This is a genomic window from Curtobacterium flaccumfaciens (assembly GCF_004361695.1).
In the GTDB taxonomy this organism is placed as follows: Bacteria; Actinomycetota; Actinomycetes; order Actinomycetales; family Microbacteriaceae; genus Curtobacterium; species Curtobacterium flaccumfaciens_B.
This window is the reverse complement of the sequence record NZ_SNVW01000006.1, coordinates 12,232-32,608: the sequence shown is the minus strand read 5'-3', so window position 1 is coordinate 32,608 and position 20,377 is coordinate 12,232. Positions and strand designations below refer to the sequence as shown.

Below are 20,377 nucleotides of genomic sequence, written 5' to 3'. Positions count from 1 at the left end.
GAGCGATTCCGCCTCCCACGCGCGGAACGACCCGACGCCCACGACGCCGACGACGCCCGCCACGCGCGCCCCACCCCGCGCGAGCCTCAGCCGCGCAGCGGCCCCGACGCGGGGACGTTCGCGCCGTCGGCGAACCCCGACACGAGGTCGCGCAGGGCCTCGTCGGCCGTGTGCCGCGGCACCCACCCGAGCTCGGCGCGTGCTCGGTCGGTCCGCATGATCGGCACGCCCGCCGCGATGTCCACCCACCCGGCGTCCGTCGGTTGCAGGCGCAGCCGCCAGGTCAGCGTGACGACCCCGCGGACGAGCCGGAGCGGCACCCGGACCGCGCCGAGCATCCCGAACGCCCGCGCCATCCGCGGCGGGTTGAGCACCGGCGACGCGGCGATGTTGAACGCACCGCCCGCGCGTCGGTCGATCGCCCGCCAGGAGGCATCGGCGACGTCGTCGGCGTGCACGGCCTGGAACACGAACGGCAACGGCAGCGGCAGGACGGCCCACCGGATCCAGCGGACGATCGACATCGGCACGAACGGTCCGAGGAAGAGCCCGCGGATCTCGGCGGCGGCGCCCCGCTGGAAGATCAGCCCGGGCCGGAGACGCGTGACGACGACCGACGGGTGCTGGGCTTCGAACGCGTCCATCGCGGCCTCGTTCGCGGCCTTGTGGATCGAGTAGGTGGCGGTGGGGATGCCCGTCGCCGGCCAGGTCTCGTCGACCGGAGTGCGCTTGCCGTCCACGTCGACGCCCCGGTAGGTGCCGACCGACGACGCGACGACGACCTGCGGGACACCGGCACGGGCGACGGCGTCGAGGACGTTCGCCGTCCCGGTGACGTTCGTCCGGTGCTGCGCGGGGATGTCGTGCGTCGGCTGCAGCGCCCACGCCAGGTGCACGACGGCGTCGGCGCCCTCGAACACCGCGACGAGCTCGTCCACGGCGGACGGGCCACCGACGTCGACGGCCTTCCAGGAGGCGACGTCGTACGGCGCGACCCGGGCATCGGGCAGCCGCCGTGCGACGCCGATCACCTCGAGGCCCTCCGAGCTCCCGGCACCTCCGTCCCCGCTGAGCCGTGCCTCGGCGAGCCGCCGGAGCACCGCCGTCCCGACGTTGCCGGTCGCGCCGACGACGACGATCCGCATCAGGCGGCGGCCAGTGCCGGGTCGAGCACGACCTTCACGCAGCCGTCCTCCTTCTTCTGGAACACCTCGTACATGTGCGGGGCCTCCTCGAGGGACACCCGGTGCGTCGTGAGGTCGAGCGTGCCGAGTGGGTCCGACGGGTCCTGCACGAGCGGCATGATGTCGTCGATCCAGCGCTTCACGTTGCACTGTCCCTCGCGGATGGTGATCTGCTTGTCGAACAGGGTCATCATCGGCATCGGGTCGGCCATGCCCCCGTAGACGCCGCTCAGTGAGACCGTGCCACCCCGGCGGACGAGGTCGATCGCGGCGTGCACCGCAGCGAGCCGGTCGACACCGGCGGTCTCGATCGCCTTCTGCGCGAGCTTGTCGGGCAGCAGTCCGGCGGCGCGCTGGGCGAACCCTGCGAACGGGTTGCCGTGGGCCTCCATGCCGACGGCGTCGACGACCCCGTCGGGGCCCCGGCCGTCGGTCAGGTCGACGAGCTCGGGCACGACGTCCTTCGTCAGGTCGAAGACCTCGGCACCGTGCTTCGCGCCGAGGTCGCGGCGGACCCGCTCCGGGTCGACGGCGAGGACCCGGTAGCCGAGGTGCTTGCCGATGCGGGCGGCGAACTGGCCGACCGGGCCGAGGCCGAGCACCGCGAGCGTGCCGCCCTCGGGCACCTGCGCGTACTGCACGGCCTGCCACGCGGTGGGCAGGATGTCGCTGAGGAACAGCCAGCGCTCGTCCGGCGTGCCGTCGTCCGGCACGACGATCGGGCCGTAGTCGGCGTGCGGCACGCGCAGGTACTCGGCCTGGCCGCCGGGGACCTGGCCGTACATCTTCGTGTAGCCGAACAGGGACGCCCCGGTGCCGTACTCGCGCACCTGGGTCGTCTCGCACTGCGACTGCAGGCCGTGCTGGCACATCCAGCAGTGGCCGCACGAGATGTTGAACGGGATGACGACGCGGTCGCCGACCGTGAGGTTCGTGACGGCGCTGCCGACCTCCTCGACGATGCCCATCGGCTCGTGGCCGAGGACGTCCCCCTTGTCGATGTACGGGCCGAGCACCCGGTACAGGTGCAGGTCGGAGCCGCAGATCGCGGTGGAGGTGATCCGCACCACCGCGTCGGTCGGCTCCTGGATGGTCGGGTCGGGGACGGTCTCGACGGACACCTTCTCGGTGCCCTGCCAGGTCAGTGCGCGCACGTCGCGTTCCTCTCGTGGTCGCTTCGAGCCGGCCGGGAGGCGCGACTCACGTCACCGTCGTCGGTACGCCCCCGCCCCGTGGTGCGTTCCCAGCCGCGGGCCGTCCGCGCGGTCCGTGGCGGCGGTGCTCCGTGCCTCCAGGCCCGCCGTCGCCGCGCACGCGACCGGATCCGCGAGGACGGACGCGAGCACCCGCTCGTGTCCCGCCCGGTCCCCGGGGCCGGCGCTGCCGGCCAGCATGATGAGCGACTTCCAGAGCGCCCAGCCGCGCGCGCGTGCCCAGGTGTCGGCGTCGAGCTCGGCGGCCTCGTGGAAGGCCCGTCGCGCGTCGCCCGCCAGGAACGTCCACGCGAGCACGAGGTCGCACGCCGGGTCCCCGACGCCGCACGTGCCGAAGTCGATGAGCGCGCTGAGTCGTCCGTCCCCGTCGACGAGCAGGTTGCCCGGTGCGACGTCCCCGTGGAACCACACGGCCGGATGGTTCCACGCCGTCGCGGTGGCGGCGTCCCAGACCCGTTCGCAGGCGACGCGGTCGACGCTGCCGCCGAGCGTGTCGAGTGCTGCGACGACCTCGTCGGAGTAGACCGACGGGTGCGCTCCCCGCTGGAACGAGTGCGCTCCCGCTGCCGGTCCACCGGCGGCCGGGATGCTCCGGAGCTGCCGGAGCACCGCGCCGACGTCGGCGGCGAAGCGGTCGGTGTCGAAGCGGTCGGTGTCGAGCCCCTCGGCGTGCTCGGCGACGGTGCCGTCGAGCCAGCGTCGGACGGACCACGGGAACGGGTACCCGACGGCCGGTTCGCCGAGTGCCACCGGTTCCGGCACCGCGATGTCGAGCCGCCCCGCGAGGTACGGGAGCACGTCCTGTTCCTTCTCCACAGCGGGCACGTACCCTTCGGCGCTCGGCAGCCGGACGGCCAGCTCGTCGCCGAGGCGGAAGGTGCGGTTGTCCCAGCCCTGGTGGTCGACCTCGCGCACCGGCAGGGACGCCCACTCCGGGAACTGCGACGCGAGGAGCCGGCGGACCAGCGCGTCGTCGATGGAGGGCACCTCGGTGTGCATGGGCCCAGGTTAGGCTCCGGGCATGTCCACCGTCTCCGAGCTCCTCTCCGCGAACCTCCACGACGTCTTCGGCAACACCGACGCCGCCTCCCGTCGCGCTGCGATCGAGCGCACCTACGCGTCCGACGTGGTGTTCACCGACCCCGAGGGCACCGTCGTCGGGTGGGATGCCCTCGAGCAGAAGGCCGCCGGGCTCCTCGCGTCGGTGCCGGCCGGGTTCCAGTTCGTCGAGGAGGGCCGCCGCTACGTGTCGGACTCGCACGGTGCGCTCGCGTGGGGGTTCGGCCCGGTCGGGTCGCCCGCCGTGCGGGGCATCGACGTGGTCGAGGTCCGCGACGGCGTCGTCGTCGCGCTGACGACGGTGCTGGCGGAGCCGGACGAGGCCGAGCGCGCGGTCTAGGAGCGCGGGGCGCGCGTCGCTCGCGCGGCTCGCGTCGCTCGCGACTTCACGCGCTGAGCGACAGATCACGCGCGTGCGAGCGCGTGATCTGTCGCTACGCGCGTGAAGTCGGTGCGCGTCAGCCGCGCAGCCGGTCCCGTTCGGCCGTGGGCAGGTGCTCGGTCGCCGTTCGCAGCGCAGCGGGAGTCAGGAAGCGACCGCTGCGCTCGAGGAACGCGATGAGCGCCGGCTCCGACGCGCGCTTGCCGGTCTCACGGAGCACCCATCCGAGCGCGGACTGCACCGTCTCGCTGCGCTCCCGCACCAGCCGACCGGCGATCGCGAGCGGCACCTCGGCGTCGCCCTGCTTCACGAACGCCAGCGTCGCCACGACCGCGATCCGCCGCACCATCGCGACGTCGGACTTCACTAGCGCGAACAGCGGCCCGGTCGAGCCGCCGACGAGCGGCGCGCCCACGAGCTCCTCGGCCGCCAGGTCGACCAGCGCGGTGTCCTCGAACCGTTCGGTCTTCGCCGCCGACAGGTACTCGTCGGTGAACTCTGGGTCCGGCCGCTCCCGCATCGCCTGGACGAGCAGCAGCACCGCGACGAGCCGGGCCCCCGCGTCCTCGCTCCAGAGCAACGCCGAACGCTCCCCGTCGTCGAGGCCGGCGAACTGTCGCGCGACCCTCCGGGCGGCCGGCACGTCACCGGACGTCCGGGCGAAGGCCGCGAGCACCGCCTCGGCGTCGCCCTGACCACGGAGGGACGTCACGCGACCTCCCCGGCGGTCGCCTCGTCCCGCGGTGCAGCCCGGCGACCCCGCACCAGGACGATGACCGCCACGACCACGAGGAAGCCGGCGAAGAGCCAGGTCGCCACCTGCGGGTCGAGCAGGCGCGCGATCACCGCTCCGCCCGGTGAGCAGATCGCGGCCGTTATGCCGACCGTCAACCCGATGCGCAGGTCCACCGCGCGTCGGCGGAGGTTCGCGACCGTGCCGGACACCGACGTCGGCACCATCGTGAGGAGCGACGTGCCCTTCGCGAGCAGGTCGCCCGCGCCGAGGACGACCTCGAGCCCCGGCACGATGACGACCCCGCCGCCGACACCCACGAGCCCGGACAGCACGCCGGAGAGCAGGCCGAGCAGCAGGAGCACGATCGCCTCGACGATGCCGAAGTGCACGTCGCCGCCACGGGTCGGGACGCTGGTGAACAGCGAGACGAGCACGACGGCGATGAACCCGACGAAGATCCACGGCAGCACCCGGAGCGGCAGCGCCCGCAGGAGCCGCGCTCCGATCGGCGCACCGATGACGCTGCCCACCGCCAGCGTCAGCGCCGCGAGCCAGTGCACCTCGCCCTGCACGGCGTAGGTGATCGCCCCGACGACGGCTGCGGGAGCGATCGCCACGAGGGACGTCGCCGACGCCCGGCGTTGGTCGAGGTGCAGGAAGGCCATGAGGGCCGGCACGACGATCACGCCGCCGCCGACCCCGAACAGGCCGGAGAGCACGCCGGCGACGATCCCGATCGCGACCAGCACGATCACCTGTCCGCCGCGCTTCTCCATCTCGCCAACCCTACGGCCGGCACGTCGGCGGAGTCGCCTCAGGCCGAGAACCGCTGAGCAGCCTCGCGGATCGACGCGGCGTGCAGGTAGATGTCGTCGAGCGACTCGATCGGGTGCTTCGTCTCGACCTTGCTCTCGTCGAAGAGCCCGAGGTACTTCTGCTTCTTGCCGTTGAACCAGAGCCGGGCGATCGGCTTCCGGTTGTTGTCGTCGAGCAGGACCGCGAAGTACGACTTCTGGTCGCGGTGGGCGATGCGGTCCGGCTTGACCTCGCTGCACGCGATCGCCTTGACGATCTGGTAACCCTCGAGTTCTTCGAGCGTGGTCTCGATCTCGGTGTCGCGGTCGAGGTCTCCCTCTGCGACGGGCTCACTCGTCACTGCGTCTGCTGGCGCCTCGGCACCGACCGGGGCGCTGTACGAGGCGCCGAGAGCGGTCTTGAGGCGGTCGTTGACCTGCTCGTTCAGGAACTGCTTCGACGCCTTGGCGACGAGGGTCGTGAACTGGGTCCGCGCCTCCTGCGTGAAGCGTCCGTCGTAGACACGCGAGGCGAAGAGACGGACGAAGTCCTCCTCGGGCTCGCGGAACTGCGCTGCGATCGCTCGCTTGATGGCGCCGACGTACTTGAGCTCCTCCGCCGCGCTGATCACGGAGTCGAGGTCGAACACGTCCTTCGTGAGCTTGCGGAGCTCCGGCAGGAGGGTCTCGTCGATGTCGGCGAGATCGAGGACCAGGAACGGGCGGTCGTCCATCTTGTTCGGCGCATCGAGGTCGGTGTAGAAGTTGTAGACCTCGCCGTTGGTCAGGACTGCGATGCGCGCATTCGTCACCGAGAAGTACCGGAAGAGCTGCGATGCATGCTCGATCTTCAGCGGTTCCGTCGACTTCTTGCACTCGATGAGGATCTGCACCTCGCCGTCGCGCATGATCGCGTAGTCGACCTTCTCGCCGCGCTTGACGCCGACGTCGGCAGTGAACTCCGGCACGACCTCAAGCGGGTTGAACACGTCGTAGCCGAGGATCGTCGAGATGAACGGCATGACGAACGCGTTCTTCGTCGCTTCCTCGGTCTGGATGGCCTCGCGCTGGTTCTGCACCTTCGTGGCCAGCGCGGCGAGACGCTCTTCGAACTCCACTGTTCCTCCCCTGGGTCGTTGCAACCGTAATTGACGACCCGTCACCATCGGGACTCGTCGACCACCCCACTTCGTGGGTGGTCCTGACACCGTACTCGATGCGGAACATCAACTGTGACGTTCCACACGATGGAGTATCACGCCTCGTAGACTTGCCCCGGGGTCGCGCGTCGCCGGGCGAGGACCCCGGGCAAGGTTGAAGCCCACCACCGCGGCAACGGTGATGGGCTTCGAGTTGCTCTCCGAGTGGAGTGCCAGAGGGACCGCAAACGTCCCGAGCGCAAACGCTCGGTTCAAGCATACGTGACCCCGGTCACGCCTGCGCCCCTCGGCGCTTCCGCTCCTCGTGTCCGCCGGCGCAGACACCGGAGGTGGTCTCGATGTCGAACGACAACGGGTCCGAGCCCAGGCGTCGAGTGTCCTGGTTGGGGGTCGCGAGCTTGCTCGTGGCGGTCACCAGGCTCGTGCTCGACGTCTGGCGGAAGGACTGAGACAGGCGGCCCGCACCCGATGGGTGCGGGCCGTTCCGGTCGACTGCGCCACGACCGAGGCGTCACGGCATCTGGAAGAACTCCTTCGGCGTGGCGAGCAGCGCCTCGAGCTTGTGGAACGACTGCGTCCAGCCGGCGATGTTCATGTCGCGCATGAACTCCGGGAAGGGGCCCTGCGTGAGGGTGACGATCGTGCCGTCGCCGTCCTCGGCGAACTCGAGCGTGAGGGACAGCTGCGTCCCGTCCTCGATGCCGGGGATGCCGTTGGCGGTCTCGGTGCCGACGATGATCCGGTTCTCCTCGATCTGTTCGAGGGTCGAGGTCACACCGGAGGACCACTCGGGGTTGTCGTTGCTCACCATCGTCAGGTTCCAGGCGCCGCCGACGCGGGCGTCGACCTCGACGGTGGCCGCGGGGACGTGGAAGCCGAGGGGTCCGAACCACAGCGCGAGCTGGGCGGGGTCGACGAATGCGCGGTACACGTCGGTGACGGGGTACGCGAACCGGTGCGTGGTGTGGGCGGTGAACTGTTCGGTCATGACTGCTCCTGTGGGTCGGTGGTGGCACTGGACGCGTGCGCCACGGGAGTGTGGTCACGCTGGGAGGCGAGCACTGCCTCCAGGCTGTCGAACCGGCGGTCCCAGACGGGCCGGAGCCCGCCCAGCCACGCGCCGAGCTCGTCGACGGCCTCTGGCCGGAGACGGCACGTGCGCCAGGTACCGTGCCGTTCCCGGGTGATGAGGCCTGCGCGTTCGAGGATGCCGAGGTGTCGGGAGATCGCCGGTGCGCTGACGTCGAACGGGCCGGAGAGGTCGGTGACGGTCGCCTCGCCCTTGCCGAGTCGTTCGACGATGCGGCGGCGGATCGGGTCGGCGAGCGCCGACAGGACGGCGTCGATGCGGTCGGTCTCCATCGTCGCCTCCTGGTGAACTGATCGGTTAATTAACCGATGCGTTCATCATGCACCCGCGCGAGGGATCGCGCAAGCACCGGATCGGACGTGACGGTGCCCGCCGTCCGGGTCGCGGACCCGGCGGGCCCGCCACGTCGGTCACGCTGCGCCGTCGGAGGACGGGAGGCGCGACACCGGCCGTTCGCGCACCCGTCGGCCGTCGACGCCACGCGCCCGGCACCTCGCGGAGGCGCCGGGCGTGGGTGTACTCGGGGGCGGCTGCCGCCCCCGTCCTGCGTCAGCGGAAGTGCAGCGTCGTCAACGGGTTGACGAGCGTCCCGCCCTGCCGGACCTCGACGTGCACGTGCGGCCCGGTCGACTGCCCGGTGTTGCCCGACTTCGCGATCTGCTGCTTGACGGACACGATCTGCCCCTTCTTCACCCCGATGGAGCTGAGGTGCGCCGTGAGCACCGTCGTCACGCCGTACTTCACGACCACGTAGTTGCCGTACGAGGCCGAGCTCGTGGCCTCGGTCACGGTTCCGGTCCCCGAGGCGTAGACCGGCGTGCCGGTGCCGACCGCCGCGTCGGTGCCCTGGTGGTAGCGCGGGACGTGCCCGGCGCCGCGGTCGTCGTTGTACTTGCCGGAGATCTTCGTGCTCGCGACCGGCCAGGCGAGGCCGGTGACCTTCCGTGTCGACCACGCCCGGGTGTCGGTCTTGCCGTAGAGCACGACGTTCGCGTCGACCTGCACGAGGAGCTGCCCGGCGCCCGCGCGGCTGGTGTTCGAGGCCCAGAGCGCCTTCTTGTCGGTGCCGTAGACGACGAGGTTGCCGTCGGTCTGCACGGCGGCGTAGGCGCCCGGGTGCCCGCCGGTGCGGGAGCTCCACACGGGCGAACCGTTCACGGTCTGCACGAGGTTGCCGTCACCCTGCATGGTGAGCCGGCGCGCGTTGGAGGCGTCCGAGCGCAGCACGGTGCCGGAGGCGATGAGCGACCCGGCGGCGACCTGGTCCTGGAACGTCGCGGCCTGCCAGACGATCCCGCCCGAGGTGTCGAGCGAGGTGATCGCACCGTCGGCGCCGATCTGCAGCTGCTTGCCGACGCGTCCGGCGACGCCCCAGCGCGCGATGAGCTTGCCGTTCTGCACGATGGTGATGCGGCCGTCGGGGTTGACGACGGCGCTGGATCCGGGTGCCCTCGTGGTGCTGGAGGCCCAGAGCACCTTGCGGCCGATGCCGTACTCGACGAGGTTGCCGTCGCCCTGCATGATCAGCTGGAACTGGCCGTTCCGCGAGGTGAGCGAGTCCCCGGGGTGCAGCCAGGTGCCGACCCGTGCCGCGCCGACGGTGGTGACGGCGCTGGCGGGTGCTGCGAAGGCGATGCTGCCGGTGACGGCGACGACGACGGCCGTCAGGACGGCGGCGAGCCGTGTGGTGATGGTGCTGCGCACGAAGAGAGGTCCCCTGCTCGGTGTGGTCCCGCGGGTCGCGGGTGTCGGCCCCCTGGCCGGAACGTTCGGCGACCCGCCCTGTCCGGGCCGCCGAACGATGGTCACTGTTTCTGCGAGCGATCACAACCCCTTGACATGTCGGCGGGGAACCCCAGTTCCGGGGGCAAGCGGGACAGGATGGGACCATGTCGACGCCGAACCCCGCCTTCACCGCACCTGTTGCCCACACCACACGACCGGACATCCGCGGCACGTTCGGCGCCGTGGGGTCGACGCACTGGATCGCCACGGCGGTGGCGCAGTCCGTGCTCGAGCGGGGTGGGAACGCGTTCGACGCGGCGACGGCCGGCGCGTTCGTGCTGCACGTCGTGGAACCGCACCTGAACGGCCCCGGCGGGGACCTCACCGCGGTGTTCGCGACCGCGACCGACCCGACACCGATCGTGCTCGTCGGTCAGGGACCGGCGCCGCAGGGCGCGACACCGGAGCACTACCTCGCCGAGGGGCTGGACCTCGTCCCGGGGTCCGGCGCCCTGGCAGCCGCGGTGCCGGGCGCGGTCGACGCCTGGCTCCTGCTCCTGCGCGACCACGGCACGTGGGAGCTCGCGGACGTGCTCGCCCCGGCGATCGGCTTCGCCCGCGACGGCCATCCGGTCGCCCCCGCCGTGGTCCGCACCATCGGTGCCGTGCAGGGACTCTTCGAGGAGCACTGGCCCACCTCCGCCACGCAGTGGCTGCCGGGAGGCGCGGTGCCGGTTCCCGGAGACCTGGTGCGCAACGAGGCGCTCGCCTCGGTGTTCGACCGGCTCGTGGCAGCCGGTGACGGAGCGGGCAGCCGGAGCGGCCGGATCGACGCTGCCCGGACCGAGTGGGCGGAGGGCTTCGTCGCCGAGGCGATCGACCGGTTCATCCGCGAACCGCACCGGCACTCGTCGGGCACCGACCACGCCGGGGTGCTCCGGGCGTCCGACCTCGCCGCGTTCCGGGCCTCGTACGAACCGGCGACGACCGCCGAGTTCCGCGGGTGCACGATCGCGAAGACCGGGCCGTGGGGGCAGGGTCCGGCGCTCCTGCAGACCCTGCGACTGCTCGAGCCGTTCGACGACGCCATGCTCGACCCCGCCACCGAGGTCGGCGCGCACACCATCGCCGAGGCCCTGAAGCTCGCCCTCGCCGACCGCGAGGCGTTCTACGGCGACGGCGACGTCCCGCTCGACGTGCTGCTGTCGGACGCGTACACCGACGAGCGACGGGCCCTGATCGGCGACCGGGCGTCCGCCGAACTCCGCCCGGGCACGGTCGCCGGGGTCGCGCACTCGCTGCCCGCGGTGCGCACGGCGGCGGAGGCAGCGGGCGCCGGAGCCGTCGGGAGCGTCGGCGAACCGACCGTCCAGGTGGCTCGGGACACGGCGACCGCTGTGCCCGTCGAGGACCGCGGCGAACCCTTCGTCGCCCCGGACGGCGAGACCCGCGGCGACACGGTCCACATCGACGTCGTGGACCGCTGGGGCAACATCGTCAGCGCGACCCCGTCCGGCGGCTGGCTCCAGTCCTCGCCGACGATCCCCGAGCTCGGCTTCTGCCTGGGCACCCGGCTGCAGATGACCTGGCTGGAAGAGGGCACGGCGTCGACGCTTCGGCCCGGCGAGCGCCCGCGCACGACGTTGACGCCCACGCTCGTCCTGCGCGACGGTGCCCCCGTGGCGGCCCTCGGCTCGCCCGGCGGCGACCAGCAGGACCAGTGGCAGTTGCTGTTCCTGCTGCGCTGGATCGTCGGCGGGTACTCCCCGCAGCAGGCGATCGACGCCCCGGCGCTGCACACGACGTCGTTCCCGGGATCGTTCTGGCCGCGCACGTGGGAGCCGGCGGGACTCGTGGTCGAGGACCGGCTCGGCGACGACGTCATCGCCGGGCTCGAGGCTCGCGGCCACGTCGTCACGCGCGCGGGCGACTGGTCACTCGGCCGGCTGACGTGCGTGACGCGGGACCCGGAGACCGGCGTGCTCGGCGCTGCGGCGAACTCCCGCGGGGCGCAGGGCTACGCGGCCGGTCGCTGACGCCGACTGCGGGCCGTTCGGACCCAGCGCACGAGGTTCACGATCGGGTAGGCGAGGGCGAGCCCGGCCAGGATGAGCAGCGCGACCGCCCCGACCCATGCACCGCTCGTGGGGTCGACGTTGGCGCTCTGCCACAGCGGGACGGAGCGCACGATCGCGTTGACGCCGACGGCGGCCAGCACGAGCGACGCGACGATCCGCCACGCGAGCCCGGCCCGGGTCACGGGGACGGAGTCGGACGCTCCGGCTCCGGCGGTCGGGGCGTCGTAGGGGATGCCCATCGTCATGCCGGTGCCGCCGTCGCTGCCCGGACGCGGTCGTGCGACCGCCTCGGTGTACTCCGGGGCGCGGTACGGCAGCTTCGGCCGGTACAGGTCCTGCTGGTTCACCTGGTCGGACTCGCGTGCGTTCACCATGGTCCGCTCCCCACCCGGCGCGCCCCTCGCACCGTGTCCTCACGATACCCACGGGCGGGAACGGCGGCGGGAACCGTTACCGAACCGATCTCAGGCGGTCGGCACCACGACCGCGCGACCGGACAGTTCGCCGGCCTCGAGCTTCCGGTAGGCCTCGAGCGCGTCCGACAGCGCGTACCGCTCGACGTCGGGGACGATCTGTCCGGCGCGGTACATCGCGACGACCTCGTGCAGGTCCTCGATCGTGCCCCAGTACGTGTTCGTGATGGTCGACTCGTACGGCGTGGAGAAGAAGTTCCACTCGGTGGTCCCGCCGGCGATCCCGACGACGGTGCAGCGTCCACCGATGGCCATCGACGCCTGGGCCGTCGTGATCGTCGGAGTGGCGCCGACGAAGTCGAACGCGGCGTCGACCCCGCGACCGCCGGTGATCTCGCGGATGGCGGCGACCTGGTCCGGGCCACCGGGAACGGTGATCGCGCCACGCTCGGCAGCGCGGTCCATCGCGTCCTGCTTCATGTCCGTCGCGATGACCGTCGCGCCGGTGAGCGCCGTGAGGATCTGGACGGCGATCTGCCCGAGGCCACCGAGCCCGACGACGAGGGCGTACTTGCCCCCGCCCGCCAGGTTCGGCAGGGAGTTCTTGATCGCGTGGTACGGCGTGAGCGCGGCGTCGCTGAGGGGTGCGGCCGCGATCGGGTCGGCGTCGCCGAGCGGCACGAGGTTGCGGGCGGGGACGGTCACGTACTCGGCCATCCCGCCGTCGCGCCCGAGGCCGATGCCCATGTACGGGTTCGTGGCGGCGTTCTCGCAGTAGGTGTCCTGCCCCTTGGAGCAGTACGAGCAGTGCCCGCAGCCGACCGGGCCGTAGACCAGGTACGCGTCGCCCTTCGTGAAGCCGCTGACACCGTCGCCGACTTCCTCGACCCAGCCGGAGTTCTCGTGGCCGAGCACGAAGGACGGGGCCTGCGCGCCCGGCTGCCCCTCTTGGAACTCGCGGTACACGGCGACGTCGGAGTGGCAGGCACCCGCACCGGCGACCTTGAGGAGCACCTCCCCCGGCCCGGGTGTGGGCTTCGGGACCTCCGTCAGGGACGGGAAGGTCTGGTACTGCTCGAACACGACGGCACGCATGTGTCTCTCCTTTGATCCACCCCAAGACTACACCTGTTGCCCTCCGCAACACGTGTTGACGAGCGTGGCTGATCCTGCGTCTTCCCCGAGAGCCGGTTGCGAGAACGGTCGTTCTCCGCTTGACTCGGCTGCGACGGTCCCGCTCGGGTCCGGTCCCCACACGAAAGGAGCGGCCATGCCCACGCGCACCGCACGTACCGCCTGGAACGGCGGCCTCAACGACGGCTCCGGCCAGGTCGAACTCTCCAGCTCGAAGGTCGGCACCTACGACGTCTCGTTCCCGAAGCGCGCCGCCGACGACGCCGGTGGCACCACCAGCCCCGAGGAGCTCATCGCCGCAGCACACTCCGCCTGCTACGCGATGCAGTTCTCCGCCGTGCTCGGTGAGGCCGGCGGCACGGTCGAGGCCCTCGACGTCAAGGCCGACGTCTCACTCGGCCCGGACAGCGCCGGGGGCTTCAAGCTCACCGGCATCGTCCTCACCGTCACCGGTGAGGTCTCCGGCATCGACGAGGCGACCTTCCTCGCGGCCGCCGACGAGGCGAAGGCGACCTGCCCCGTCAGCAAGGCGCTGACCGGCGTCGACATCACGCTCAACGCGACGTTCGAGCAGTAACCGGCCAGGTGCGGGAGACCGCACCACCCGGCGGACTGGAGGCCCGTGGCGACGCCGCCACGGGCCTCCAGTCCGTGTTCTGGTGACGTGGAGATCGCGACTGGCACCATGGCGGGATGGCCGAGCAGTTCCTCCCCGGTGCGCCGCGACCGGGGCGCCCACACCGGCCCCGCGTCCGCAACCTCGCACAGCACGACATCCGCGACGCCCGCGCACGACTCCGCGGCACGATCTACGAGGACGTCTCGCCGGACACCCGAGCCCGCGAGCAGTACTCGCCGGTGCAGATCGTCGACTTCTGCCTCGACCTCGCCGAGGTGATGCTCGCCTCCGGAGCGGACACCCGGAGCGTCGAGACCGCCGTGGTCGCGGTGTCCACGAAGTGGAACCTCGCACCGCTCGACCTGGACTTCTCCGGCAGCTCGGTGACGATCCAGTACGCCCCGTCCGACGCGCCACCACTCGTGAAGGTCCGCACCGTGCAGTCCGACGGGTCCGACCTCGACCGCCTGGCACGGGCGAACCAGATCGTCGACGACCTCGTCCACGACGAACGCGACATGACCTCGGCCGTGAGCGCCCTGGTCGCGGTCCTCCGGCTGCCCCCGCGCTGGCCGACCTGGCTGGCCGACGTCGGCCTGTCGATCCTCGGCATCTCGATCGCGATGCAGGCCGGCGGTGGCTGGCGCGCCGGACTCGGCGCGTTCGTCCTCATGCTCGGCATCATCGTGTCCGGCCGGTGGCTGACCGGCCGGGGCTTCCCGCAGTTCTTCGTCTCCGGCGCCCAGGGAGCCGTCGCGTCGGCGATCGGCACGCTCGCGATCTGGGCCGGCATCCTGCACCCCGGGCAGGCGGCGACGATGGTGGCGGCGCTCGTGGTGCTCCTGCTGCCGCACCCGTCACTCGTGACGTGGGCGCAGGACGCGATCTCCGGGTTCCGCGCGATGGCGGTGGCCCGGGCGTTCTACATCGGGCTCGTCATCGCGGCGATCGTGGTCGGGGTGCCCGCCGGCATCGCCGTGACGAAGTGGCTGCACATCGAGGTCGACCCGTCCGGCATCGTCCTGCCGGTCCTGCCGCTCTGGGCCTCGCTCGCGCTGACCGTGGTGTCCGCCGCGGCGAACTGCTTCGTGCAGCAGGCGAGCGCGCGGGTGATCCCGGTGGCCGTGGTGTTCTCCGTGGCCGCCGGCGCCGCACTCCGGGGGCTCCGCGAGGCCGGGCTGCCGCTGCTCGGGGCGACGTTCCTCGCCGCCGTGCTCCTCGGCGTGCTGTCCACCATCGCCGCAGCGCGGATGCGGACGGCGGTCGCGGCGATCGCGGTCCCGGCGTTCTGCGGCGCACTCCTGCCCGGGGTCGCGGTGTCGAACGCGCTGCTCAACTTCATGTCCGGGTCGTCGAGCGCCGCGCTCGACTTCGTCGCCGCCGTGTCGGTCGCGCTCGGGATCGGCGCGGGACTCGTGCTCGGCGGGCTCGTGGCCACGCCGGGTGCCCGTCGCGCCCTGCGCCGGTCGCGGCGGGTGGTCGTGCACTCGGTGCACAACGACACCACCGCGATCCCGGTCATCCGCGACTCGGGCTACGACCCGGGCAACGGCTCGACGCCGCGGGGCGCCCGGGCGCGCTGACGCCGTGGGGACAGCGCTCCCAGCCGCTTTCGGCTCAGAGCTCCCAGCCGCCGTCGCTCCAGGTGGACAGGCGCCGTGCCGCCTGGGGCTCGTAGCGCTCCATCCAGCCGCGTTCGAGTCGCGCGACCGCACGGTCGAACGCCGGCACGAGGTCGAGGTCCGAGCGCAGGAGCGCCTGCAGCTGCAGCCCCTCGTAGAGGGCGATCAGCTGCTCGGCACCGCGACGGGGGTCCATGGTGTGCGGGGCCCGGCCGACCGCGACGTCGTGCTCGAGGCCACGCTTGATCTGCGCGTAGAAGAGCTGGTACCGCGAGCGGAGGTACGTCGCCATCGGGTGCTGCGGGTTGCCGGCGACGGACAGCAGCGCGACGAGGAGCCGCATGAGCGCGGGGTCCTCGGCGTTCGACGCGACGATGGCGCGGAGGAGCTGCACGGTCGAGCCGTCCCCGACCTCGCGCGTGACCTCGTCCATCCGGGCACCGTTCCAGCGGTCGACGGCGGCGAGGACCAGGCCGTCCCACGACGGGAAGTGCTGGTGGAGTTCCTCGACGGAGATCCCCAGGCGTTCGGCGACGAGCGCGGCGTGGGCCTCGTGGAACGGGACGTCCCGCAGCAGGTCGACGGTGGCTCCCACGATCGTGATCCGCAGGTGCAGGGTGGCGGCCGCGGCGGCTGCCGCGTGCGTGTCCGCGCTGGTGTGTTCGAGCATCGTGCCCTCCGTCGGTCCCGGACGTCCTGTCCGCGTCACCCCGCGAAGGGGCACGTCCATCCAAGTGGAGATCGGGGTCCACCAGCATCCCCGGTCCGGGTGTCGGCATGTCGGGGGACAAGCGGGATCTCGCAGGACACTCGCGGCGATCCGTGTGACGATGCCGGGATGACCCCGAACGACCCCACCGCACAGGGACTGGCGACCATGGCCTCGGCCGGGTTCGAGTTCGGCGGCGACCCGGACCAGGTCGCGCACGACGTCCGGACGATGTGGGAGCAGCTCGGCCGGCCGGCCGGTGCGTTCGACGCCGCCGCGCGAGCGATCGCCGTGCTGCCGCAGCGCCCCGAGGTCCCGATCGCCGACCAGGCACGTCGGCGCGAGTTCGAGCGGGCCGTCGGGATCAACCCGGTCGAGGTCGAGCTGGCCGCGGCACTCTCCGCCCGCGAGCTCCTCGAGCGGCTCGCGGCAGGAACCGTCACACGTTAGGGATTCGAGGAAAGGTGAGGCTACCCTTACCTCGTGGTCGATCTTGATGCGCGTTCCGTCACCGTGGGGTACCACGGCGACCCCGTCGTGCACGCTGCCTCCCTGGAGCTCGTCGCCGGGAAGGTGACCGCGCTGGTCGGACCGAACGGCTCCGGGAAGTCCACGCTCCTGCGGACCATCGCGCGCCTCCAGGCCCCGCGGTCCGGCGACGTGACCCTGCGGGGCGTCGCCGGCGAGGACGACCACGCCGGCGCAGAAGGCGCCGTCGGTGACGCCGGCGCGGACCTCGACGGACTCGCCCTCTCCCCCAAGGCCTTCGCCCGCCAGGTCGCCCTGCTCACCCAGGGCCGGCCGGTCCCCGGCGGGCTGCGCGTCCGCGACCTCGTGACCTTCGGTCGCTACCCGTACCGCTCGCGCTTCGGCGGCCAGGACCCCGACGGCGCCGCTGCCGTCGCGCACGCCCTCGACGTCACGGGGCTCACGCCGCTCGCCGACCGACCCGCCGACGAACTCTCCGGCGGCCAGCTCCAGCGCGTCTGGCTGGCCAGCTGCCTGGCGCAGGAGACCGGCGTCCTGCTGCTCGACGAGCCGACCACCTACCTCGACCTCCGCTACCAGGTGGAGCTGCTCGACCTGGTCCGCGACCTCGCCGACGAGCGGGGCATCGCCGTCGGCGTGGTCCTGCACGACCTCGACCAGGCCGCCGCCGTCGCCGACCGCGTCGTCCTGCTCCGCGCCGGGGTCGTCGTCGCCGACGGCTCCCCCGAGGAGGTCCTCGAGTCGGACCGCCTCACCGACGTCTACGGCATCCGCGTCGACGTCGACCACGACCCCTCCACCGGCCGGCTGCGCACCCGCGCGATCGGTCGGCACCACACCCGGACCGCGTCCGACACCGGCGCGCACCACACCATCGAAAGGCTCCACGCCAGCTCATGAGACGACTCCTCGCCGCCACCGCCATCGCCGCCACCGCTGCCCTCGGCCTGACCGCGTGCGGCTCGACGCAGGCGGCCTCCGACGAGACGTCCTCGGCGTCGCGCATCACCGTGACCGACGCGACCGGCACGAAGGTCACGCTCGACGGTCCGGCGAAGAAGGTCGTCGGCACCGAGTGGAACGTCGTCGAGGACCTCGAGACCCTCGGTGTCTCGCCCGCCGGTGTCGCCGACGTGAAGGGCTACTCCGCGTGGGACTCGGCCGTGCCGCTGACGGGCAAGCCGAAGGACATCGGGACCCGCGGTGAGCCGAGCACGGACACCATCGCGTCGATCGCCCCGGACCTCATCGTGGCCACCGACGACCTGAAGGACTCCGTCGTCGCGCAGCTCCGGAAGATCGCGCCGACGATCGTCGTCTCCTCGGCGAAGGGCAGCGACCAGCTCGGCACGACCAAGGCGACGCTCGACCTCATCGCCGAGGCCACCGGCACCACCGCGAAGGCGAAGTCGGTCTGGAACGGCCTCGAGGACGCGATCGCCGACGGCAAGGAGCAGCTCGCGAAGGCCGGCAAGGACGGCACCGAGGTGGCGTTCGCCGACGCCTACGTGCTGTCGAACCAGGTCACGATCCGTCCGTACACGAGTTCGTCGCTCATCGGGACGATCAACGGGGAACTCGGCCTGAAGGACGCGTGGGCGTCGACCGACGTGAAGGGCGACGCCGCCTACGGACTCGGCTCGACCGACGTCGAGGGCCTGACCGGCCTGCCCGACGACACCGAGTTCCTGTACATCGGCAACGACGTGGACGGCGACGACGTGTTCGCGAAGACCCTCGCCTCGAACGCGGTCTGGAAGGGCCTGCCCTTCGTGCAGGACGGCGACGTGCACCGTCTCGCCGACGGCATCTGGATGTTCGGCGGTCCCGGCTCGATGGAGGCGTACATCGACGCCACCGTCGCCGCGCTCACGAAGTAGCGGTCATCGACACCACGACGGCACCGGCGCGGGCCGGGCGACGCAGCATCGTCGTCCGGCCCGCGCTCGGCGTCGCCCTGCTGGTCGGCGGCATCGTGCTCGTCGCGGTGCTCGCGGCGGTCGACGTGACGCAGGGCACCGCGCACGTCGGGGCGGCCGACGTCTGGAAGGCGGTGCTCGGGCAGGCGGACCGCTCCGACGCGTCGGTCGTCGCCGCGTCGCGGTTCCCCCGTGCGGCCGCGGGGCTGCTCGTCGGCTTCGCGCTCGGGGTGGCGGGCGCCGCGATGCAGGCGGTCAGCCGGAACGTCCTCGCGGCACCCGACACCCTCGCCGTGAACGCCGGCGCGTACCTGGCGCTCGGCGTCGTGTCGGTCGCGGGTGTCGGTCTGCCGGTCGTCGCGCAGGGTGCCGTCGCGTTCCTCGGCGGCCTCGGCGCCGCCGCACTCGTGCTCGCGCTGTCCGGGCTCGGCAGCGGCACGGTCCGGCTCGTCCTGGCCGGCACCGCCCTCGCGCTCGGCCTCGGGTCGATCACCCAGGCGCTCATCCTGCTGTTCCCGCAGCAGACCCAGGGCCTCTACGCGTGGAACCAGGGCGGCATCGCGCAGAACGGGTTCGCCACGGTCGTGCCGATGCTCCCCGTGCTGGCCGTCGGCGTCGTCGGGTTCGTCCTGCTCTCGCACCGCGTCGACGTCCTCGCGCTCGGCGACGACGCCGCGCGCGGACTCGGCGTGCCGGTCCGCGGCACCCGGATCGTCGCCGTCGTGCTCGCCGTGCTGCTCTCGGCCGCGGCGGTCACCATCGCGGGCCCGATCGGCTTCGTCGGCCTGTGCGCACCCGCCCTGGTCCGTCCGCTCGCCCGACGCTTCCCGTCGCTGCACCGCTCGTGGGCGATGTTCCTCGTCGCCGGGCTCGTCGGCGCCGGCATCGTGCTGGCGGCCGACGTGCTGCTCCGCGCCGTGGTCACCGGCGATCGGGCCGTCTCGGTGCCGACGGGGGTCGTGACGAGCGTCCTCGGTGCGGTCTTCCTCGTGGTGCTGGCCGTCCGCGCCCGCGACGCCGGGCAGACCACGCCCCTCGAGGTGCACCGGATCCCGGGCCGCACCACCGTGGCCGTCACCGTTGTGGTGCTCGTGGCGGTGCTCGTGGGCGTCGTGATCGCCTCCGTCCTGCTCGGCGACGCGAAGCTCCTGCTCGGTGACGTGACGAACTGGCTGACCGGCCGGGCGAACCAGGCGATCTCGTTCATCCTCGACACCCGCGTGCCCCGGGTCTCGGCGGCGCTGCTCGCGGGGGCCGCGCTGGCCCTCGCCGGCACCCTCGTGCAGGGTGTGACGCGCAACCCGCTCGCCGACCCCGGGGTCCTCGGCGTCTCGAGCGGTGCCGGTCTCGGTGCCGTGCTCGTCGTGACGCTCGTCCCGGCGGCGACGAGCTGGTCCGTCGCCGGGGCCGCGTTCGTCGGCGCAGCGGTCGCCGCGCTGGTCGTGTTCGGCTTCGCGGCCCGTGGCGGCTTCCGGCAGAACCGGCTCGTCCTGGTCGGTGTCGGCGTCTCGGCGGGTCTGACGGCCCTGATCAGCCTGCTCATCGTCGTCACGGACCCGTTCAACGCGAACAAGGCGCTGACCTGGCTGTCGGGCTCCACGTACGGCCGCACCTGGCAGGACTCACTGCCGGTCGCGATCGTCCTGGCGGTGTCGCTCGTGCTCGTCACCACGCGCACCCGCGAACTCGACCTGGTCTCCCTCGACGAGGACACACCGCGCCTGCTCGGCGTCCCGCTCGGCCGTACCCGGCTCGGGTTCCTGGCGCTCTCGGTGCTGCTGACCGCGACCGCGATCGCCGCGGTCGGCACGATCGGGTTCGTCGGGCTGGTCGCGCCGCACCTCGCGCGGTCGCTGGTCGGCCGCGCGCACGCCCGGGTCGTGCCGGTCGCGGTGGTGCTCGGCGCGCTGCTCGTCTGCCTCGGCGACCTGCTCGGCCGCACGGTGATCGCGCCGGCACAGCTCGGCGCGGGCATCCTCACCGCCGTGGTGGGGACGCCGTACTTCATCTGGCTGCTGCTGCGGACCCCGCGCGCGTCCCGCTGACGCGC

General features: G+C 72.3%; 21 protein-coding genes. 8 read left to right on the top strand and 13 right to left on the bottom strand.

Going from position 1 to position 20,377, the window contains the following annotated elements:
- Positions 1-86: 86 nt before the first annotated feature.
- From EDF64_RS10055 to EDF64_RS10045, 3 genes are read right to left on the bottom strand one after another with little or no spacing between them, the layout of a single operon-like run.
- Positions 87-1,145: an NAD-dependent epimerase/dehydratase family protein gene (locus EDF64_RS10055; protein WP_133519858.1), complete on the bottom strand. Its 1,059-nt coding sequence runs from the start codon at positions 1,143-1,145 to the stop codon at positions 87-89.
- Positions 1,145-2,338, bottom strand: a complete 1,194-nt coding sequence (locus tag EDF64_RS10050; protein ID WP_133519857.1) for a zinc-dependent alcohol dehydrogenase — start codon at positions 2,336-2,338, stop codon at positions 1,145-1,147. The genes EDF64_RS10055 and EDF64_RS10050 overlap by 1 nt, the downstream gene beginning before the upstream one ends.
- Positions 2,339-2,389: 51 nt before the next feature.
- A complete protein-coding gene (locus tag EDF64_RS10045; RefSeq protein ID WP_133519856.1) occupies positions 2,390-3,397 on the bottom strand; it encodes an aminoglycoside phosphotransferase family protein in 1,008 nt (335 codons plus the stop codon).
- Positions 3,398-3,419: 22 nt separating this feature from the next.
- Here EDF64_RS10045 and EDF64_RS10040 point away from each other — a divergent pair, with 22 nt between their 5' ends.
- Positions 3,420-3,797 (top strand): nuclear transport factor 2 family protein, encoded by a 378-nt coding sequence (locus EDF64_RS10040; RefSeq protein ID WP_133519855.1) that lies wholly within the window; start codon positions 3,420-3,422, stop codon positions 3,795-3,797.
- Between the two features lie 118 nt (positions 3,798-3,915).
- On the opposite strand, the gene EDF64_RS10035 is transcribed toward EDF64_RS10040, so the two are convergent.
- The 7 genes from EDF64_RS10035 to EDF64_RS10010 all read right to left on the bottom strand — a co-directional run bounded on the left by EDF64_RS10035 (position 3,916) and on the right by EDF64_RS10010 (position 9,323).
- The gene (locus EDF64_RS10035) at positions 3,916-4,551 is read right to left on the bottom strand and encodes a DNA alkylation repair protein (RefSeq protein ID WP_166645680.1); all 636 of its coding nucleotides are present in this window, start codon (positions 4,549-4,551) and stop codon (positions 3,916-3,918) included.
- Positions 4,548-5,351 (bottom strand): sulfite exporter TauE/SafE family protein, encoded by an 804-nt coding sequence (locus EDF64_RS10030; protein ID WP_243736331.1) that lies wholly within the window; start codon positions 5,349-5,351, stop codon positions 4,548-4,550. The genes EDF64_RS10035 and EDF64_RS10030 overlap by 4 nt, the downstream gene beginning before the upstream one ends.
- Positions 5,352-5,389: 38 nt before the next feature.
- On the bottom strand, positions 5,390-6,487 hold the full coding sequence (locus EDF64_RS10025; RefSeq protein WP_133519854.1) for a type I restriction endonuclease: 1,098 nt from the start codon (positions 6,485-6,487) through the stop codon (positions 5,390-5,392).
- A gap of 313 nt (positions 6,488-6,800) precedes the next feature.
- A complete protein-coding gene (locus EDF64_RS18195; protein ID WP_166645679.1) occupies positions 6,801-6,944 on the bottom strand; it encodes a hypothetical protein in 144 nt (47 codons plus the stop codon).
- A gap of 96 nt (positions 6,945-7,040) precedes the next feature.
- Complete coding sequence (locus EDF64_RS10020) at positions 7,041-7,517, bottom strand: SRPBCC family protein (RefSeq protein ID WP_133519853.1); 477 nt, start codon at positions 7,515-7,517, stop codon at positions 7,041-7,043.
- Positions 7,514-7,891 carry an ArsR/SmtB family transcription factor gene (locus tag EDF64_RS10015; protein WP_133519852.1) on the bottom strand — a complete coding sequence of 126 codons (378 nt, stop codon included), beginning with the start codon at positions 7,889-7,891 and terminating at the stop codon, positions 7,514-7,516. Before EDF64_RS10015 ends, EDF64_RS10020 begins: the two co-directional genes overlap by 4 nt.
- Before the next feature lie 277 nt (positions 7,892-8,168).
- The gene (locus EDF64_RS10010; RefSeq protein ID WP_133519851.1) at positions 8,169-9,323 is read right to left on the bottom strand and encodes a peptidoglycan DD-metalloendopeptidase family protein; all 1,155 of its coding nucleotides are present in this window, start codon (positions 9,321-9,323) and stop codon (positions 8,169-8,171) included.
- Positions 9,324-9,508: 185 nt separating this feature from the next.
- On the opposite strand from EDF64_RS10010, the gene EDF64_RS10005 reads away from it, so the two are divergent.
- A complete protein-coding gene (locus EDF64_RS10005; protein ID WP_133519850.1) occupies positions 9,509-11,380 on the top strand; it encodes a gamma-glutamyltransferase family protein in 1,872 nt (623 codons plus the stop codon).
- Here EDF64_RS10005 and EDF64_RS10000 read toward each other — a convergent pair.
- Both EDF64_RS10000 and EDF64_RS09995 read right to left on the bottom strand, forming a co-directional pair.
- Positions 11,362-11,796 (bottom strand): hypothetical protein, encoded by a 435-nt coding sequence (locus tag EDF64_RS10000; protein WP_133519849.1) that lies wholly within the window; start codon positions 11,794-11,796, stop codon positions 11,362-11,364. The two genes, EDF64_RS10005 and EDF64_RS10000, sit on opposite strands and share 19 nt — an antisense overlap.
- A 90-nt stretch (positions 11,797-11,886) precedes the next feature.
- A complete protein-coding gene (locus tag EDF64_RS09995) occupies positions 11,887-12,930 on the bottom strand; it encodes an NAD(P)-dependent alcohol dehydrogenase (RefSeq protein ID WP_133519848.1) in 1,044 nt (347 codons plus the stop codon).
- A gap of 175 nt (positions 12,931-13,105) precedes the next feature.
- Here EDF64_RS09995 and EDF64_RS09990 point away from each other — a divergent pair, with 175 nt between their 5' ends.
- Both EDF64_RS09990 and EDF64_RS09985 read left to right on the top strand, forming a co-directional pair.
- Entirely contained in the window at positions 13,106-13,546 is a 441-nt protein-coding gene (locus EDF64_RS09990; RefSeq protein WP_133519847.1) for an OsmC family peroxiredoxin, read from the top strand.
- A 116-nt stretch (positions 13,547-13,662) separates the two neighbouring features.
- Positions 13,663-15,171, top strand: a complete 1,509-nt coding sequence (locus EDF64_RS09985; protein ID WP_133519846.1) for a threonine/serine ThrE exporter family protein — start codon at positions 13,663-13,665, stop codon at positions 15,169-15,171.
- A 34-nt stretch (positions 15,172-15,205) separates the two neighbouring features.
- Here the strand turns inward: EDF64_RS09985 and EDF64_RS09980 are convergent, their stop codons facing one another.
- Complete coding sequence (locus EDF64_RS09980; RefSeq protein WP_133519845.1) at positions 15,206-15,880, bottom strand: TetR/AcrR family transcriptional regulator; 675 nt, start codon at positions 15,878-15,880, stop codon at positions 15,206-15,208.
- Positions 15,881-16,048: 168 nt separating this feature from the next.
- Between EDF64_RS09980 and EDF64_RS09975 the strand changes: the two genes are divergently transcribed.
- Genes EDF64_RS09975 through EDF64_RS09960 form a run of 4 tightly spaced genes read left to right on the top strand, consistent with a single transcriptional unit; the run spans position 16,049 to position 20,372 of the window.
- Entirely contained in the window at positions 16,049-16,369 is a 321-nt protein-coding gene (locus EDF64_RS09975; RefSeq protein WP_133519844.1) for a hypothetical protein, read from the top strand.
- Positions 16,370-16,402: 33 nt separating this feature from the next.
- Positions 16,403-17,308: an ABC transporter ATP-binding protein gene (locus tag EDF64_RS09970; protein WP_208108880.1), complete on the top strand. Its 906-nt coding sequence runs from the start codon at positions 16,403-16,405 to the stop codon at positions 17,306-17,308.
- Entirely contained in the window at positions 17,305-18,288 is a 984-nt protein-coding gene (locus EDF64_RS09965) for an ABC transporter substrate-binding protein (RefSeq protein ID WP_133519843.1), read from the top strand. The genes EDF64_RS09970 and EDF64_RS09965 overlap by 4 nt, the downstream gene beginning before the upstream one ends.
- 5 nt (positions 18,289-18,293) lie before the next feature.
- Positions 18,294-20,372: an iron ABC transporter permease gene (locus EDF64_RS09960; protein WP_133520005.1), complete on the top strand. Its 2,079-nt coding sequence runs from the start codon at positions 18,294-18,296 to the stop codon at positions 20,370-20,372.
- Positions 20,373-20,377 lie beyond the last annotated feature (5 nt).